Annotated in this window: 17 protein-coding genes; 1 reads left to right on the forward strand and 16 read right to left on the reverse strand. The window is 56.9% G+C overall.

What is annotated here, in order from left to right; translation table 11 throughout:
• Nucleotides 1–2: 2 nt before the first annotated feature.
• The 7 genes from ccoP to aceA form a co-directional block, all read right to left on the reverse strand.
• Nucleotides 3–920 (reverse strand): cytochrome-c oxidase, cbb3-type subunit III, encoded by a 918-nt coding sequence (gene ccoP / locus ACOZ42_RS10425; RefSeq protein WP_059318834.1) that lies wholly within the window; start codon nt 918–920, stop codon nt 3–5.
• Nucleotides 917–1,090 carry a CcoQ/FixQ family Cbb3-type cytochrome c oxidase assembly chaperone gene (locus ACOZ42_RS10430; RefSeq protein WP_003799228.1) on the reverse strand — a complete coding sequence of 58 codons (174 nt, stop codon included), beginning with the start codon at nt 1,088–1,090 and terminating at the stop codon, nt 917–919. The genes ccoP and ACOZ42_RS10430 overlap by 4 nt, the downstream gene beginning before the upstream one ends.
• Nucleotides 1,091–1,750 carry a cytochrome-c oxidase, cbb3-type subunit II gene (gene ccoO / locus ACOZ42_RS10435; protein WP_003799225.1) on the reverse strand — a complete coding sequence of 220 codons (660 nt, stop codon included), beginning with the start codon at nt 1,748–1,750 and terminating at the stop codon, nt 1,091–1,093.
• A gap of 10 nt (nt 1,751–1,760) precedes the next feature.
• Nucleotides 1,761–3,248: a cytochrome-c oxidase, cbb3-type subunit I gene (gene ccoN, locus ACOZ42_RS10440; protein WP_003799224.1), complete on the reverse strand. Its 1,488-nt coding sequence runs from the start codon at nt 3,246–3,248 to the stop codon at nt 1,761–1,763.
• A gap of 174 nt (nt 3,249–3,422) precedes the next feature.
• On the reverse strand, nt 3,423–3,608 hold the full coding sequence (gene ccoS, locus ACOZ42_RS10445) for a cbb3-type cytochrome oxidase assembly protein CcoS (protein WP_003799221.1): 186 nt from the start codon (nt 3,606–3,608) through the stop codon (nt 3,423–3,425).
• A gap of 1 nt (nt 3,609) precedes the next feature.
• Nucleotides 3,610–4,578 carry a hypothetical protein gene (locus tag ACOZ42_RS10450; protein ID WP_051010383.1) on the reverse strand — a complete coding sequence of 323 codons (969 nt, stop codon included), beginning with the start codon at nt 4,576–4,578 and terminating at the stop codon, nt 3,610–3,612.
• A 573-nt stretch (nt 4,579–5,151) separates the two neighbouring features.
• A complete protein-coding gene (gene aceA / locus ACOZ42_RS10455; RefSeq protein WP_003799217.1) occupies nt 5,152–6,459 on the reverse strand; it encodes an isocitrate lyase in 1,308 nt (435 codons plus the stop codon).
• Nucleotides 6,460–6,777: 318 nt separating this feature from the next.
• On the opposite strand from aceA, the gene queF reads away from it, so the two are divergent.
• Nucleotides 6,778–7,605, forward strand: a complete 828-nt coding sequence (queF, locus tag ACOZ42_RS10460; protein WP_003799215.1) for an NADPH-dependent 7-cyano-7-deazaguanine reductase QueF — start codon at nt 6,778–6,780, stop codon at nt 7,603–7,605.
• Nucleotides 7,606–7,752: 147 nt separating this feature from the next.
• On the opposite strand, the gene ACOZ42_RS10465 is transcribed toward queF, so the two are convergent.
• From ACOZ42_RS10465 to paaN, 9 genes are all read right to left on the reverse strand, one after another.
• The gene (locus tag ACOZ42_RS10465) at nt 7,753–9,009 is read right to left on the reverse strand and encodes an MFS transporter (RefSeq protein WP_426345111.1); all 1,257 of its coding nucleotides are present in this window, start codon (nt 9,007–9,009) and stop codon (nt 7,753–7,755) included.
• Between the two features lie 5 nt (nt 9,010–9,014).
• Complete coding sequence (gene pgsA / locus ACOZ42_RS10470; protein WP_003799212.1) at nt 9,015–9,587, reverse strand: CDP-diacylglycerol--glycerol-3-phosphate 3-phosphatidyltransferase; 573 nt, start codon at nt 9,585–9,587, stop codon at nt 9,015–9,017.
• 42 nt (nt 9,588–9,629) lie between these two features.
• Nucleotides 9,630–11,453: an excinuclease ABC subunit UvrC gene (uvrC, locus tag ACOZ42_RS10475; protein WP_003799209.1), complete on the reverse strand. Its 1,824-nt coding sequence runs from the start codon at nt 11,451–11,453 to the stop codon at nt 9,630–9,632.
• On the reverse strand, nt 11,416–12,471 hold the full coding sequence (gene nagZ, locus ACOZ42_RS10480) for a beta-N-acetylhexosaminidase (protein ID WP_301605855.1): 1,056 nt from the start codon (nt 12,469–12,471) through the stop codon (nt 11,416–11,418). Before nagZ ends, uvrC begins: the two co-directional genes overlap by 38 nt.
• Complete coding sequence (gene acpS, locus ACOZ42_RS10485; RefSeq protein WP_240208571.1) at nt 12,468–12,926, reverse strand: holo-ACP synthase; 459 nt, start codon at nt 12,924–12,926, stop codon at nt 12,468–12,470. Before acpS ends, nagZ begins: the two co-directional genes overlap by 4 nt.
• A 130-nt stretch (nt 12,927–13,056) precedes the next feature.
• Complete coding sequence (gene paaK, locus ACOZ42_RS10490; RefSeq protein ID WP_003799203.1) at nt 13,057–14,370, reverse strand: phenylacetate--CoA ligase PaaK; 1,314 nt, start codon at nt 14,368–14,370, stop codon at nt 13,057–13,059.
• 73 nt (nt 14,371–14,443) lie between these two features.
• Nucleotides 14,444–14,905 carry a hydroxyphenylacetyl-CoA thioesterase PaaI gene (paaI, locus tag ACOZ42_RS10495; protein WP_003799201.1) on the reverse strand — a complete coding sequence of 154 codons (462 nt, stop codon included), beginning with the start codon at nt 14,903–14,905 and terminating at the stop codon, nt 14,444–14,446.
• A complete protein-coding gene (gene paaG, locus ACOZ42_RS10500; RefSeq protein WP_003799200.1) occupies nt 14,905–15,696 on the reverse strand; it encodes a 2-(1,2-epoxy-1,2-dihydrophenyl)acetyl-CoA isomerase PaaG in 792 nt (263 codons plus the stop codon). The genes paaI and paaG overlap by 1 nt, the downstream gene beginning before the upstream one ends.
• A gap of 14 nt (nt 15,697–15,710) precedes the next feature.
• Nucleotides 15,711–17,375: a phenylacetic acid degradation protein PaaN gene (gene paaN / locus ACOZ42_RS10505; RefSeq protein ID WP_426345112.1), complete on the reverse strand. Its 1,665-nt coding sequence runs from the start codon at nt 17,373–17,375 to the stop codon at nt 15,711–15,713.
• Nucleotides 17,376–17,378 lie beyond the last annotated feature (3 nt).

Raw genomic sequence — 17,378 nt, forward strand, 5'->3', positions numbered from 1 at the left:
CATTAGTTGGCCTGGGCAGGCTCGGCATTATTGGACAAACCCCAGACCCAACCGGCCAACAAACGAATCTGCTCGGGAGTCAGTGTGCCCTTTTGTGCCGGCATCTGGTTGGTGCGGCCCTGCAAGACTGTCTGCACAATCGTGGCTTCGGAACTGCCATACAGCCAGTAGTCATCAGTCAGGTCAGGGGCGCCCAACAAGGTGTTGCCCTTGCCATCAGCGCCGTGACAGGCAAAACATGCACTGTCATACACGCGTTTGCCAGCGACCAGCCGCAAAGGATCTGCTGCCAGGCCAGACAAGGAGCGCACGTACTGGGCCACATCCGAGGCTTCAGCGGGAGTGAACTGGGCTTGTGGCGGCATCATGCCGGTACGGCCTTCCGTAATGGTGTGCAGAATCTGCTCGGGTTCACCGCCCCACAACCAGGCTTTGTTGGCCAGGTTGGGAAAGCTGGGGGAACCTTGGGCATCCGATCCGTGGCATTGAGCACAGTTGTTCAGAAACAGGCGCTGGCCGATTTCCCGGGCTTCCTGATCGCGAGCGATCTCTTCGATGGGCATGTCACGGTAACGGGCATAAACCGGCTCCAGGCGAGCATTGATCTCGGCCTGTTGCTGTTTGACCTGCTGACCCGCGGTAAAGCCCAACGTGCCCTTGAAACTGCCCAGGCCGGGATACAGCACCAGATAACCCAGAGCAAACACACACAGACCGATGTACATCACGGTCCACCAGCGAGGCACCGGTGTATTGAGCTCTGTCAGATCACCGTCCCAGACGTGACCGGTCTCTTCTACATCGACTGTTTTGCCCAGAAATGCACGCTGGGTAAACAGCAACCACAAACAAAATATGATGCCAAGCAAGGCAATGCCGGAAATCCAGAGGCTCCAGCCATTATTAAAAAAGTCACTCATTCGGAACCCCCAGGGTTTTTATCGTTGCTTCCCTCGTCGGGCAAGGCGAAAGGCAGAAGCGCGGCTTCTTCGTTGGCCTGGCGGCGTCCCCGAGAGAACGCCCACCAGCAAATTCCAAGGAAGGTCGCCATCGCCAAAACAGTCATGACACCGTTGATGATGGCTACCATTTAGAAGCTCCCCTGCTCCACAGCCTTGGCAGCTGCGTCGCGACTGGCCACGCCCAGGCCCTGCAGATAGGCGACAACCGCGTCTTCTTCGGTCTTGCCTACCAGCTGCTCGGGAGCGGCATCAATTTGTTCTTGCGTGTAGGGCACGCCCAAGGTGCGCAGCACCTTCATGCGGTCCTGGATATTTGCACCTTCCACCGAGTTTTTCTGCAGCCATGGGTAGGCAGGCATATTGGACTCTTTAACTACATTGCGTGGATTGCGCAGGTGGATGCGGTGCCACTCATCGCTGTAGCGCTGACCGACGCGAGCCAGATCAGGACCGGTACGTTTGGAACCCCACAGGAAGGGGTGGTCGTAGACGGACTCCCCTGCCAGCGAATAGGGGCCGTAACGCTGCACTTCGGATTGCAGCATGCGGATTTGCTGCGAGTGACAGCCCACACACCCTTCACGGATGTAGATGTCACGCCCCATCAGTCGCAAAGGCTCGTAGGGCTCAATCCCTTCAGTGGGCTGCGTCGTCGAGTGTTGAAAGAACAAAGGAACGATCTGCACCAGACCCGCGAAGGAAATCACCAAAATACTCAGGATGATCAGCAGCCCGGTATTTCTCTCGATCGTGGCGTGCGAAAAGCGCTTATTAGTGTCATTAGCCATGATTTACTCCTTAGGCCAGCAAGGTGGTTGGGCCCACCAGCGCTGGGTCACGGGCATCCGGATTTTTCAGAGGCACAACGGGATTGATATTTTTCTGACCTGCACGAACGGTCAGGAACACGTTCCAGGACATCAGCAAGATACCAGCCACAAAGAAGGCGCCGCCCAAGGCCCGGATCGCGTAGAAGGGGTAGGTTGCCTTCACCACTTCCACAAAGCTGTAGGTCAAGGTGCCGTCCACACCGGTTGCACGCCACATCAGGCCCTGCATCACGCCAGCAATCCACATGGCGGCGATATACAGCACCACGCCCAGAGTCGCCAGCCAGAAGTGCAGGTCGATCAAACGAGGACGAGCCATTTCAGTGCGACCGTACAGGCGCGGAATCAGGTAATACAGAGAGCCGAAGGTAATCATGGCAACCCAGCCCAGCGCGCCGGAGTGCACGTGGCCCACGGTCCAGTCGGTGTAATGCGACAGCGCGTTCACCGTACGGATTGCCATCATGGAACCTTCAAACGTGGACATGCCGTAGAAGGACAAAGCCACCACCATGAATTTCAGAATCGCGTCGGTACGCAGCTTGTGCCAGGCGCCCGACAAGGTCATGATGCCGTTGATCATGCCGCCCCAGGAGGGAGCCAGCAAAATCAGGGAAAACGCCATGCCCAGGGACTGTGTCCAATCTGGCAGGGAGGTATACAGCAGGTGGTGAGGACCGGCCCACATGTAGGTAAAGCCCAGCGCCCAGAAGTGAACGATGGACAGACGGTAAGAATAAATGGGACGGTTAGCCTGTTTGGGGATGAAGTAGTACATCATGCCCAGAAAGGACGTGGTCAGGAAAAAGCCCACGGCATTATGGCCGTACCACCACTGAACCATGGCATCCTGCACACCGGCGTAAGCCGAGTAGGACTTCATGAAGCTGACGGGCAACTCCAGGTTGTTGAAAATGTGCAGAACAGCGATCGTGACGATGTAAGAACCGAAAAACCAGTTGGCCACATAAATGTGACGCACCCGGCGCTTGACGATCGTGCCAAAGAACACAATGGCATACGCCACCCAGACCAGCGTGATCAGGATGTCGATGGGCCACTCCAGTTCGGCGTACTCTTTGGAGCTGGTGTACCCCATAGGCAGGGTGATGACCGCTGCCACCAGCACGGCTTGCCAACCCCAGAAGGTAAAGGCAGCCAGCTTGTCGCAAAACAAACGGGCCTGACAGGTACGCTGTACCACATAGTAGGAAGTGGCAAACAAGCCCGTCCCACCAAAGGCGAAAATCACAGCGTTCGTATGCAATGGGCGCAGACGCCCAAAACTAAGCCACGGTGTGTCGAAATTGAGTTCTGGCCAAATCAACTGCAAGGCAATAAAAAGACCTATTGCCATGCCGATGACGCCCCAAAATACGGTCATGATGGCGAATTGCCTGACAATCCCGTAATTGAAGACTTCGGCGTTATTTCCGACTGCATCGGAAGTGCCCATTTGCTTCCCCTAAACAAACATTGTTAATACAAGCGACAACAAGATACATGATCCAGCAAGTCGGTAATCCGCTACTTGATGCTTATCAAAAAACTTCGGAAAGCACGCACTCACACGTGTTTCCGCCCCGCAGACTGTGTGTCGCCGACCATTTGCAGGACTAAAACCGGGAGGTCAGGTATCTGGTGGGCGCTCTGTCCCTGCAGGACTCGCTGTGGAGTCATCATCGAGCAAGATGGAGTCCGCCGCATTGCCGGTATCCTCAAACTGACCGGCAAAAATAGCCCACCAGAATGAAATACCAATGACAACGACCAGAAAGATGGAGATGGGGATCAGGACCAGCAAAGAGCCAAACATATCAGCCCTGCCTTGCCGCCGGGCCTGTCCACTGGGCAGGCACCATGCGGGTGCGGCTGCGGTAGATACGCCAGGAGTTGGCCGCTACGGCCAACGACGATACCAGCATGCTGACAGCCGCCAGCCAGGGAGCCACAATGCCCATGGCAGCCAGCGGTGTCATCAGCAAATGCCAGGCAATGGAACCATAGAGATTTTGACGGGCGATGCGACCGGTTTGCTGGGTCAACTGCACAACTTCAAATTCATTCTGAGCGGGTCGGGCCAGCAAACTGGCATGTGCCGAGGCGACGGCCGACGGCACGGACATGGACATGGCACAGGGACAGCTCATGACCAACATGGCGACCACCACAGGCACAACGTGCGAGGGGTCTATCCAGTACCAGACCAGACCGAATGCAGCAGCCAGCACCAGTTGAATACTGACAAACCAGAATGCCAAGGTATTCGCATGCCCTGTCACTGTCTGGCGAAAACGTTCTATCAGATCGTGGGACGCGGACTGGGTCACCGACTGGCGTGCGCAAAGCTCCAGATAGCGGGCCGTCAACAAAAAGGCCACGAACATCGTGACCGAGTCGTAATACACCTCGCCTTGCTGCATCCAGGTGTTGTACACACTGGGCAGGAACGCGCCCACAATCCCCAGCGCCACGGGTACATCCATACCGACGCGACCCTCAGACAGGCTTTTGAACGCGCCTTTTAGAATCGGCCAGGAACAGTACAGCACCACCGGCATGGTCAGACACAGCCCGGCCCAGTTCATGAGCACAATGACCTGCGACAGGGATTCAATATCCTCAGCTCGGGTGCTGAAGGAACGCATGTAGCCTGGAAACGCAAACATCATCACCTGCATGGCTGCCAGCCACGACAGGCCTAGACGGGCCAATGTATGACGCCGATGTGATCGCTGCTCGTCAGTGAGCGGCTTGGGGAGAGAAAAAATCGAATATGCGCGCATGGATGGACTATAAGCCACTGATATTTCTTCATTCTTGATTTAAATCAATACGACTTTGCTTCGATCCTTTATCGTTGTCCCTATGCATCTTGTTCAGGCCGTTACCCCCCCAACGCGGCGCTAACTGTTCAATGCTTTCAAGGCTGCTCATTGGCAGCCTTTTTTTTATGCGCGCCTGGACGCAAAGCTCACTTTTCAGGTCCCTTCATAAATCGCTTGCGCGGCCAAAGTCTACCATGTCTTGCACTAGGAAAACGCCTTGATTATCAAGACTTTCATGACAAAAGTAGCGTACTTTGAGAATACCAATCAATTCACTGACTATTGAGTCCTCAATCTTAAACGGACAATCGCTCGGCAAGCCTTTTCAGACCGGCTTCCCCGCACAGTCTCTGACAGACAATGAGTCATCCAATCCCCCACTTTCTTAAGCGCACCGCCCACAAATTTTATATTTGAAATATGTAGCTTTTAAGCAAAATGACATGGGCAAAAAAAAGCAGCCCACCGACTGGAGCGTGCGGTGGGCTGCCTGCTATCGGAAAAGGGGCTATCTACCCTTTCCCGTCCTGCTTATGCCTCGGAAGCGGCAAACTGTTCGGCTTCGGTAGAGCCGGCCAGAGCCGTAGTCGAGGACTTACCGGCTTCCACTGTCTGAGTGACAGCATCAAAGTAACCCGTCCCCACTTCACGCTGGTGCTTCACAGCGGTAAAGCCCAATGGTGCAGCCGCGAACTCTTTTTCCTGCAGTTGAACGAAAGCGCTCATCTGGTTGCGGGCGTAGCCGTGGGCCAGTTCGAACATGCCGTAGTTCAGTGCGTGGAACCCAGCCAGCGTGATGAACTGGAACTTGTAACCCATGGCACCCAGCTCGCGCTGGAATTTGGCGATCGTGGCATCGTCCAGGTTCTTTTTCCAGTTGAACGATGGCGAGCAGTTGTAGGACAGCAGCTTGCCAGGGAACTGACGGTGGATAGCTTCCGCAAAGCGGCGAGCGTATTCCAGATCCGGCGTAGAAGTTTCGCACCAGACCAGGTCTGCGTAAGGAGCGTAAGCCAGTCCACGGGCAATAGCTTGATCCAGACCGGCACGAGTACGGTAGAAACCTTCCACTGTGCGTTCTTCCAGAATGAAGGGGCGATCGTATTCATCCACATCGCTGGTGATCAGGTCTGCTGCGTCCGCATCGGTACGAGCAACCAGAATGGTGGGAACGTCCAGGACGTCTGCCGCCAGACGGGCCGCGACCAGCTTGGACACCGCTTCACGCGTGGGCACCAATACCTTGCCACCCAAGTGGCCGCATTTCTTGGCCGATGCCAGTTGATCCTCAAAGTGAACACCTGCCGCACCCGCCACAATCATGGCCTTCATCAGCTCAAAGGCATTGAGCACGCCGCCAAAACCCGCTTCAGCGTCGGCCACAATAGGAGCGAAGTAATCGATGTAACCCTCATCGCCCGGGTTCACACCCTCCATCCACTGAATCTGATCGCAACGGGCCAGAGAGTTATTGATGCGACGCACCACCGAGGGCACCGAATTCACGGGGTACAGCGATTGGTCGGGGTACATTTCACCAGCGCTGTTGGCGTCGCCCGCCACCTGCCAGCCCGACAAGTAAATCGCTTTCAAGCCGGCCTTGACCTGTTGCATGGCCTGGTTACCCGTCAGTGCACCCAATGCGTTCACAAAGGGTTCCTGATTAATGGACTGCCACAGACGCTCTGCGCCACGCCGTGCCAAAGTGTGCTCCTCAACCAGAGAGCCACGCAAACGAATCACTTCCTCAGCGGTGTAACCACGCTTGATACCTTGCCAGCGCGGGTCTTCAGCCCAGCGTTTTTGCAAATTACGGATCTCAGTTTCTCGTGCATTCATGGTGAACTCCTAAGATGGATTTAACAGTGAACTAGATTGAACAGGATGACTACAGTCTACCCAAATGTTGCACCGCAACCATGTTTTCTATCTTATATAAGAGTAATTATTTTTTTGTTTTAAATCATATACATAAATAATTAATTTCGAGATATGAAATGCATTATCTGCTTATGAAATAAAAAACAGTGCACCGCGACAGTCGTTTTTTGCATACTGAGACAAGGATTTCACAATGTGGGATAATCGCCTGTATGCCTTCCGGTGAATGCGTGTTCGCTGCACCGGTTTCCTGTTTTATTTCTGCAGCACCTGCCCATGAGCAACACCTCCCCACTTAAAGATTCGCCGCTCGGACACGATGTGGTTTATCCCACACGTTACGATCCCAACGTCCTGTTTGGTATCGAGCGCTCGCTTAATCGTCAGGCCCTTGAGCTACCTGAACAATGGTATGGCGCTGATATCTGGAACGGTTACGAGGTCTCCTGGCTCAACCCCAAGGGCAAACCCGTGGTCGCCCTGGCCCGCTTTGTCATCCCCTGGAACAGCCCGCGCATTATCGAGTCCAAATCCTTCAAGCTCTATCTGAACTCATTTAATGATGAAGTCGTGCAGGACAGCGACAGTCTCGCTGGACGCATGGAGCAGGATCTGAGCGCCATAGCCGGCGCCCCTGTCCAGGTGACACTATGGCCCTTGAGCGCTCTGAGCGGTCAGACCATCGCCCAACTGGAAGGTCGGAGCATTGATGAGCTCGATATCAGCATCCAGGACTACACGCCACAAAGCGGTTTATTGGCCTGCTTGCCTGACGCCCCGCTCGTGACCGAGTCGCTGGTTTCGGATTTACTCAAATCCAACTGTCCCGTTACGGGCCAGCCGGACTGGGGCAGCGTCCAAGTGCGTTATACGGGCCCTCAAATCGACCCCGCCTCTCTTTTACGCTATATCGTTTCGCTACGCCGCCACACGGAATTTCATGAGCATTGTGTGGAGCGTCTTTACAGCGATATCTGGCAAAGCTGCCAACCCGAACGTTTGCTGGTGTATGCCCGTTACACGCGGCGTGGGGGGCTCGACATCAATCCCTGGCGCAGCAGCCATGCAGATAGCGTGCAAGAGCCACGGCTGGCACGTCAGTAAGGTTGCAACTGGCAGGCGCACCTCCCGCTGACCTGTGCACCTTCCAGGGGGCGCCCCCTACTTTCTAACAAAAAAGAAACCCCAAAATGCGATACGTTTTTGGGGTTTGTTATCAAGCGGTCTCGAGCCAAGCGGCAAAGGATACCGTCAGGCTTTCGCTTTAGTCGATCGGGTGACGGTGGACGCCACATAGACGGCCAGGCCCGCCGCAGTCCAGTATCCGATGGCCGCCCCATACCAAGGGGCCTGCGTCAGACCCACATCCAGCATCAATCCAAAACCCACCGGCGCCAAGGACGAGCCCACGTCCATGCCCGAATACACCAGGCCGTATACAGCCCCAGTCGCCCCCTTGGGCGTAACGCGCCGTATCAGCATATCGCGCGAAGGCGAAGCAATACCCGAGCAAAACCCGGCTGCCCCCACAAAAAACAGAGCCATCGATGGCATCACCCAGCCTGCGCCCAGCACCAAAAGCAGCCCACCCGACACGCACAGGGACACAAATACAATCAGCTCAGAGCGTGGCGTGGTAGAAGCAATAAAACCGCCCACAAACATGCCTGCGGCAGACGCCAGCATAAAACCGGACAAGGCCGTACCCGCCACGACCTTATCGATACCGTAGGTGGTGTGCAGCATGGGGATGGTGTAATTCTGCACGACTGCCATGGCCGCCGTGGCAAAGGCAAAGAACAGGAACGCGCCCCATAAAGAGGAACGGGACAACAACGTAGACAGCGTGGTCCAGACCGACTCCTTGTTTGGTGGACGCGCCGGCATCGACCCGGAGGCGGTGCGTCCAGCCAGTGCATCCCGGTTTACCAGAACAAGCACCAAAACAGCCGCAATCAGAGCGGCCGCCGACAGCACGGCAACACGCCAGTTGAAGTAAATGGTCAGCGTGGTGATAAAGACCGGCGTCAAGGCCCAGCCCAGGTTACCTGTCAAACCGTGAGCACTGAAGGCATGGCCCAAACGCGCCGGGCTGACACGGTGATTGAGAATGGAGTAATCCACCGGGTGAAAGACCGCATTGCCCACCCCGCCAATCAGGGCAGCCGCCAACAGCATGCCATAGCCATTGGCCGTTCCGATCAACAAGGCGGCCGCTACAAAGCAGGACAGGCCTACTTTCAGCACCGGCAAGGCCCCGATCCGGTCAACCAGAAAACCCGAAGAGGCCTGCCCAAAGCAGGACACCAGATAAAAAGCGGTGACCAAACCTCCCAACTTCAGAAAGTCATAACCGAACTCTTGCCCCAGGGAAATGTACAGCGTGGGCAAGATAAGTTGAAAAAAGTGCGAACTGGCGTGCGCGATACCGATCACGCCAATGACCTGCCAGTCCTGCGACCCGTCCGGTCCCGCCCCGGCCAGCGTCCTTGTCGATGAGTTAGTCATTTGTCTCACAGCTGCTTTTTCTTGATCTCAGGCCAGGCTTTTTGCAGGTAGTAGCACATGGACCAGACCGTCAGGACCGCTGCAACGATAATAAGAGCTTGCCCGATGATCCGTGTAGGCAGCCCCATGACAGGCGACCAGTACAACAGGCAGGGAATGGCAACCATTTGCGCGGCGGTTTTGAATTTACCCAAGCGATGAACCGCTACACTGCCGCTGGCGCCAATCTTGGCCATCCACTCCCGCAAGGCAGAAATGGTAATTTCACGACCGATAATAATCAGCGCGATAAAGGCGTCCACTCGCCCCAGATCCAGTAACACCAGCAAGGCGGCGCTGACCATCAGTTTGTCGGCAACCGGGTCCAGAAAGGCGCCAAACGAGGACGTCTGGTTCCAGCGTCGCGCCAGCCAGCCGTCGAACCAGTCGGTCGCAGCGGCAACGACAAAGACAGCCGCTGCCCACAGATCGCGCGTTTCGATGCTCAGCCAGTGTTCCGGCAAATAAAACAGGGCAACGATCAGGGGAATCAGGACGATACGAAGCCACGTCAGGGCAATGGGCAGATTTAAAGGCATAGCTTGGGTACCAACCTAATTTAAAACAACAAAGGCTCTCGCCTATCGTAAAGCATGATAAATACGTTCGGCCAGCTCCGTGGATATTCCATCAACCGCACTAAGCTCATCGATACTGGCATCGGCAACGCCACTAAAGCCCCCAAAGCGAGCCAGCAGACGCTGGCGACGCTTGGCGCCAATCCCATCAATATCCTCCAGACGCGACACGTTGCGCGTTTTGGCACGCTGAGCGCGCATGCCCGTAATCGCAAAGCGGTGGGCCTCGTCACGCACCTGGGCAACCAGCATCAAGGCAGCTGACTCCACGCCTAGGGCCACAGGCGGTCGATCATCGGCAAACACCAGGGTCTCCAGACCTACTTTACGCTTTTCTCCCTTGGCCACACCAACCAGAACATGAATATCCAGGCCCAATTCGACAAAGACCTGCCGAGCGATTTCTACCTGCCCTTTGCCACCGTCGATCAGGACAATGTCGGGCAAAGGCGCCAGACCTTCGGCAACCCGCGAGAACCGTCGGTTCAGTACTTGGCGCATGGCTGCGTAATCATCACCGGGGGTGATGCCGGCAATGTTGTAGCGACGATAAAGGGAGTTCTGCATTTCGTGGTGCTTATAAACCACACACGAGGCCTGCGTGGCCTCCCCAGCCGTATGGCTGATGTCAAAGCATTCGATGTGCAACGCATCGAGCTGGGCCTCATCCAGGTCCAGTTGCAATACTTCAGCCAGAGCCCGGGTACGATCCGCACGGGCCGTCGATTCGCTCAAGACCCGGGCAAGCGCCAGGCCGGCATTCTTCGTTGCCTGTTCCAGCCAGATCTTGCGCACGCCTTGAGGGCGCACCACAATGCGCGCCTTCACACCGGTTTGCTCCGCCAGCAAAGGCATCAGATCAGGATCAGGCAGGGCGTGCGAGCAAACCAGCACGGGTGGCATGCGACGTTCCAGGTAGTGCTGGGCGATAAAGGCCGCAAGCACCTCGCTTGGGGTGTCATCGTTGATCTGGGTAGGGAAAAAGGCACGATCTCCCAGATGACGGCCCCCGCGCACCATGGCCAGGTTCACACAGAACTTGCCCCCGGCATTGAGGACCACAATAACGTCGACATCTTCCTTGCCCACCTGCTCCATGCTTTGCTGCTGCAACACGGCTGACAAGGCTTTCATCTGGTCGCGCAAAATCGCGGCCTGCTCAAAATCCAGCGAGTCCGAGGCCTGCATCATGCGCTCTTGCAACTCACTCAGGATTTGCGTGGTGTGACCATCCAGAAAGCTGATGGCGCGCTGCACATCCCGCTGATACTGCTCAGGCGAGATCAGATTGACGCACGGCGCCGAACAGCGCCCGATCTGATGCAGCAGACAGGGGCGACTGCGATTGGCGTAGACGCTGTCCTCACAGGTGCGCAACCGAAACACCTTTTGCAGGATCTGAATGGTTTCACGCACCGCCCAGGAGTTGGGATAAGGGCCAAAGAAATGGCCCTTCCCGCTGGTACTGCCCCGGTAATAGGCAATACGAGGCGCCTGGTGCGCGCTGATCATCAGGTAGGGGTAGGACTTGTCATCCCGGAAAAGAATGTTGTAGCGTGGCCGCAGACGCTTGATGAGGTTATTTTCCAGCAGCAAGGCCTCGGCCTCGCTGCGGGTAACAGTCACCTCGATGCGCGCGACACGCGCCACCATATGGGCAATGCGGGGACTGCTCAGCGTTTTTTGAAAGTACGAGCTGACACGACGCTTGAGATCCCGCGCCTTGCCCACATACAGTACCTCGCCCTGTTCATCGAGATGCCGGTATACGCCCGGCAAATTCGGTAAATCAGACAGATAGGATTTTAGATTGAAGTCCGCGGGCATATTGATAGTGTTCATCCGCTTGCAAGGCGTCCCAATCCAAAGCGGGCGTGCTAGGCATGAGACGACGAATGCGGTTTTGCGATTCCTCGGAAATCGTGAAATCCAGGCGCGAGAGCAAGTCGTCGGCCAGATCAGGACGATTGCAGACCAGCACCATGTCGCAGCCCGCCCCCAAGGCCGCTTGAGCGCGTGCCAGGATGTCGCCCACAACGGTGGCGCCTTCCATGGTCAGGTCGTCGGAAAAAATGACGCCGTCATAGGCCAGGGCCTTGCGCAGCACACGCTGAATCCAGTATGGCGAGAAGCCGGCTGGCAGCGGGTCTACTTTGGAATAGATCACGTGTGCAGGCATTACGGAGGGCAACTGCAAGGTGCCAAGCCAACCGTAAGGGGCAGCATCCTCGTCCAGAATCTCTTCCAGTGTACGGTCGTCCACGGGAATCTCGTGGTGCGAATCCGCCTCTACGCCGCCATGACCGGGAAAGTGCTTGCCGCAGGCAGCCATACCGGCCTTGTTCAAACCACGGATCAAGCCAGCGGCCAACATGGACACTGCCCGCGGATTGCGATGGAAAGACCGATCGCCAATAACCTTGCTGACTCCCCAGTCCAGATCCAGCACCGGCGTAAAGCTCATATCCACACCACAGGCGCGCAGCTCGGCAGCCAGCACATAGCCCGTATCGGCAGCAACAGCCGCCGCCTTGACGGCATCACGCGTCCAGAGCTGGCCCAACTGGCTCATGGCGGGCAGCGTGGTAAAGCCATCCTCGCGGAAACGCTGCACCCGCCCCCCCTCGTGATCCACCGCAATCAGCAAGGGCTCGTTACGCGCCTCGTGAATCGACTGGCACAGGGCGGTCAGTTGCGCACGGTTTTCAAAGTTGCGGCTAAACAGAATCACGCCACCGACCAGCGGATGGCGCAGGCGCTCGCGCTCGTGGTCCGTCAGAACCGTGCCCTGCACATCGACCATGACCGGGCCCGGTGGCAGTACTGCTTGTGGGGAAGAACTCATTTAGTATCAGACTCAGCTAAGGATAAGGAAGAAATGGCCGGCGCTTTGACTTCCAGCACCACAAAGGCCATGGCCATATCGGATTCATCAGTCAGGGAAATATGAACCGCCCCGAAACGGGCGTCAAACCAGCTTTGCAGGTCCGCAGACAAGCGCACCATCGGACGCCCACCGGGCGCATTCAGGGTTTGCATGCGCGACCACGCCATGGGCATGCGCATGCCCAACCCGACCGCTTTGGAAAAAGCTTCTTTAGCCGCAAAGCGGGTTGCCAGATAGCGCAGTCCCCTTACCGGGTCGCGCGCCTGACGGCGGGCATAGACCTGCTGCTCCTGCTCGCCCAGGATGCGTTTTACAAAACGATCGCCGTGACGAGCCAGGGCGCGCTCGATCCGTTCCACACGAATCAGGTCGGTGCCAATGCCGGCAATCAAACCTGGCTGTATTGGGGGCATGATGTGATCAGAAAAAAAATACGAAAACGGCGTGAGCCGCCTACTAGCTTGCAATGATACCGTGAGAGCGCCGAATACAAAAACGGCCCTGCCAGAGCAGAGCCGTTGTGGAGTCCGGACGCAATCGTGCCTAAAACGCGCGCTTGTCGATCACGCGCTTGGCTTTACCCGTTACCGTACGCTCGACCATACCCGAGGACTGCACGCGAATACGTGCACTCACACCAATAAAGGTCTTGATGGAGTGGCTCAGGCGGCGGGCCATTTGCTCACGCTCGGCATCATTTAAGTGATTGAACTCCGGGCGAACCTCCACCAGAATTTCCAGCTCGTCCATATTGCCATTACGACTCAAGACCAGTTGGTACTGGGCAGCCAGCTCGGGCATCTTCAGAACCAGCTCCTCGACCTGCGTCGGGAACAGGTTCACACCACGCACAATCACCATATCGTCGCTGCGGCCCGTGATCTTGCCGATCCGGCGCATGCTGCGCGAGGTAGGTGGCAGCAACTGGGTCAGGTCACGAGTACGGTAGCGAATGACCGGCATGGCTTCCTTGCTCAGCGAGGTAAAGACCAGTTCTCCGCTCTCACCCTCGGCCACGGGCTCGCCGGTTTCAGGGTTGATGATTTCCGGGTAGAAATGGTCTTCCCAGACCACTGGACCGTCCTTGCTTTCCACACATTCCATGGCCACGCCAGGCCCCATTACCTCGGACAGACCATAAATATCCACAGCATCGATACCGGCACGCTGCTCAATATCCAGACGCATCTGCCCTGTCCAGGGTTCAGCGCCAAAAATACCGATGCGCAAGGAAGTATCGCGTGGGTCCATGCCCTGACGCTCGATCTCTTCCACGATATTGCAGAAGTAGGAAGGCGTGACCAGAATCACGTCGGGACGGAAGTCCTGAATCAGTTGAACCTGCTTTTCAGTCTGACCACCGGACATGGGAACCACCGTGCATCCCAGACGCTCAGCACCGTAGTGGGCACCCAGGCCGCCTGTGAACAGACCATAGCCGTAGGCCACATGGGCAATGTCGCCAGGACGGGCGCCAGCTGCCCACATGGAACGGGCAAACAGGTCTGCCCAGGTGGAGATGTCCTTGGCCGTGTAGCCAACCACGGTGGGCTTGCCCGTTGTGCCACTGGACGCGTGCACGCGTGCTACCTGTTCGCGAGGAACCGCAAACATTTTGAAGGGGTAGTTGTCACGCAGATCCTGCTTGGTCGTGAAGGGAAACTTGGAAATATCCGACAACTGCTTCAAATCGTCGGGGTGCACGCCCGCTTCATCAAATTTCTGCCGATAGTGCGGCACATTCTCGTAAGCATGCCGCAACGTCCACTTCAGACGTTCCAGCTGCAAGTTGCGGATCTCGTCAACACTTGCATGCTCGATGGCATCGCGGCCAACCTGTTCTTTAATTGCTGTCATGGTGTACTCCTGCCCTGCCGCTGGTGTGGTACTTCCGACCCCCCCGGGTCCACAGGGTATGTATCGTCAAAGATTATTTTTTTTCAATTCCGCCCAATACCGTGCCATTGAGCCGGTACGAGCGTCCACGGAACAAGGCAATGCGCTTGTTGTTCTGGTTGACCACCTCGATGTCATACACACCGGTGCGGCCTGCCAGGGAAGCCTCAACCGCACGAGCAGTCAGGACATCCCCTTCAAAGGCAGGCGCCAGGTAATCGATGGTGCAACCCGACGCAACGGTCGGTGCATTGCGGGAATTGCAGGCAAACGCAAAGGTGCTGTCGGCCAACGCAAAAATGAAACCACCATGACAGGTCTTGTGGCCGTTGAGCATGTCGGCACGTACCGTCATGCTCATGTCCGCCCTGCCCGGTGCGACGCTATCCAGGCTCAGGCCCAAAGCCTGAGATGCCTGGTCATTGCCAAACATATGGTCACTGACCTGCTGAGCCAGTGCCTGGGGGTCTTCAACAGCCATTGCGTTGCTTTGCATTACTTTCCTTTAAATTGGGGGGCACGTTTGCCCAGGAATGCATTAACACCCTCACGATAATCTTCGGAGGCACCCAGTTCACGCATCAAATCGCGTTCCAGATCCAACTGTTGATCAAGCGAATGGGCATCACTGGCATAAATCGCTTTCTTGGCGTAAGCCAGACCTTTGGTCGGCGCCTGGGCAAAATGAGCGGCCAGCTCGTTCAGACGAGCCTGGAAAGCCTCATCGTCCACGCATTCCCAGATCAGCCCCCACTGTGCAGCCTGTTCGGCCGAGAGCTTGTCGCCCAGCAAAGACAGACCCATGGCGCGGGCGGTGCCCACCAGACGCGGCAAGAAGAATGTACCGCCGGTGTCCGGCAACAAGCCAAGACGGCAGAAAGGCTGGATGAAGCTGGCCGAACGGGCGGCAATCACAATATCGCCCGCCAGAGCCAGGTTCGCTCCAGCACCCGCAGCCACGCCGTTGACCCCCACTACCACCGGCGCAGCCAATGCGCGCAGACGACGCACCAGCGGTGCGTAGAATTTCTCAATGGTTGCACCCAGATCGACGGGGGCATCGCCAGCACTCATCTGACGCTCGGACAGGTCCTGGCCGGCGCAAAAGCCGCGTCCATTACCGGTCAGAATCAGCACACGCAAATCGGCGCACTGTTCCACCTTGTCCAGAGCCTGAGCCAGCTCACCGTGCATGTCGGCCGTGAAGCTGTTGAGCTTGTCGGGACGATTCAAGGTAATGCGTGCTACGCCGTTTTCCAGTTGAAATTGAATACTTTGGTCAGTCACCTGGCCATCCTCCTTTAGAAATGCCAGCGGGTCTGAACGACACGGAAACGGTTAGCCACATAGGCCGAGTCCGACAGAGAGGCGTTGGCAGCCGGGTTGGCGCCCGTACCATGGAAGTCGCTGTAGGCTGCGGTCTGATTAATGAACACGGCGCCGGTCAGGTTCAGGGACAGGGACACACCGGAACGCTCGGCCATGCGCTGGATCTGGGCAGTCACGGCATCATCGGTGCTGTACGCCGACAAGGTCAGTGCGCCGTGCTCGATCACGTTGCGTCCTGCCACTTCAATGCTTTGCTCGGTCGAATCGGTTTGCACCACAAATACGATGGGGCCAAACCATTCTTGCTGAATCTCGGGCTGGTCCACACGGGCCTGCAAGATCAGAGGTGTGCGTACGCGGGCACCGGGAAATGCAGGGTGCTCCAGTGTCTGGCTGTCAGCCAGGATAGGCATGCCCAGCTGGCGTGCCTGATCGATACGCTGTGCGCAGGCTTCGTTTTGCACGGCACCGGTAATTTCAACGGCGCGGGCCGGATCGGACACCAGTTTTTGTACGGCCTGGGCCAGACCTTGAGCCACTTCGTCAAAACTCATCACACCATCAGCCGTGCGGATACCGTCACGAGGCACGTAGATGTTTTGAGGAGCAGTACACATCTGGCCGGAATACAGGGCAAAGGAGAAAGCCAGATTGCGGGCAACCGCCTTGAAATCGTCAACCGAATCAATAATGACCTGGTTCACACCGGCTTTTTCGGTGTAGACCAACGCGTGGCGCGCATTTGCTTCCAGCCAGTTGCCGTTTTGGCTACTGCCGGTAAAGTCGATCAGCTTGACGGCCTTGTTCATGGCCAATCGCTGTGCCGTATCTTCCGAAGGCTCGTGAGCCGCCAGCAAAACCACGTTGGGATTGAAACCGGCCTCGGCCAGCACTTCGCGCGCGACAGCCACGGTAATGGCCAGAGGCAGGATCGCGCCAGGATGCGGCTTCACAATCACGGTGTTGCCGGTGGCCAAGGAAGCAAACAGGCCAGGGTAACCATTCCAGGTCGGGAAGGTGGAGCAACCAATGACCAGACCAATGCCACGGGGCACAACTTTGAACTGTTTCTTCATCTGGATGGGATCATGCTTGCCCTGGGGCTTGATCCAGTCAACCAGACCGGGGATGCGGGACATTTCCTGCCAGGCGTAGGCCACGGCTTCCAGCGCACGTTCCTGAGCGTGAGGGCCACCGGCCTGGAAGGCCATCATGAAACCCTGGCCCGTTGTGTGCTGCACGGCATGAGCAATCTCGAAGCTGCGCTGGTTCAAGCGATGCAGAATTTCCAGACAAATGCCCACCCAGGCCTGCGGGCCCGCATCGCGCCAGCTGTCCAGCGCCAGTTGCGACTGGGCCACCAACTGATCCACGGGGACTTTGGGGTAACGGATGCCCAGATCAAAACCAAAAGGCGAGCGCTCATTACCCACTTCTCCTTGGGCGCCTTCCAGCGTCAAGGGAAAGGCTTTGTCGCGGTAGGCTTCAAATGCAGCCTGACCTTCCTGAGCCGCGGTTTCACCGTAAGCGCGCGGGCTGGGATTTTCAGGATAAGCGCTCCAGAAATTGCGTGCTAGGATGCTGCTCAAAGCCTGATCCAGCGTCGCCTGATGCGTTTTGAAAAAATCTGCTGCCATACA

Origin of the sequence: Alcaligenes sp. HNGD-HTN06 (genome assembly GCF_049932565.1) — a bacterium.
In the GTDB taxonomy this organism is placed as follows: domain Bacteria; phylum Pseudomonadota; class Gammaproteobacteria; order Burkholderiales; family Burkholderiaceae_B; genus Alcaligenes; species Alcaligenes ammonioxydans.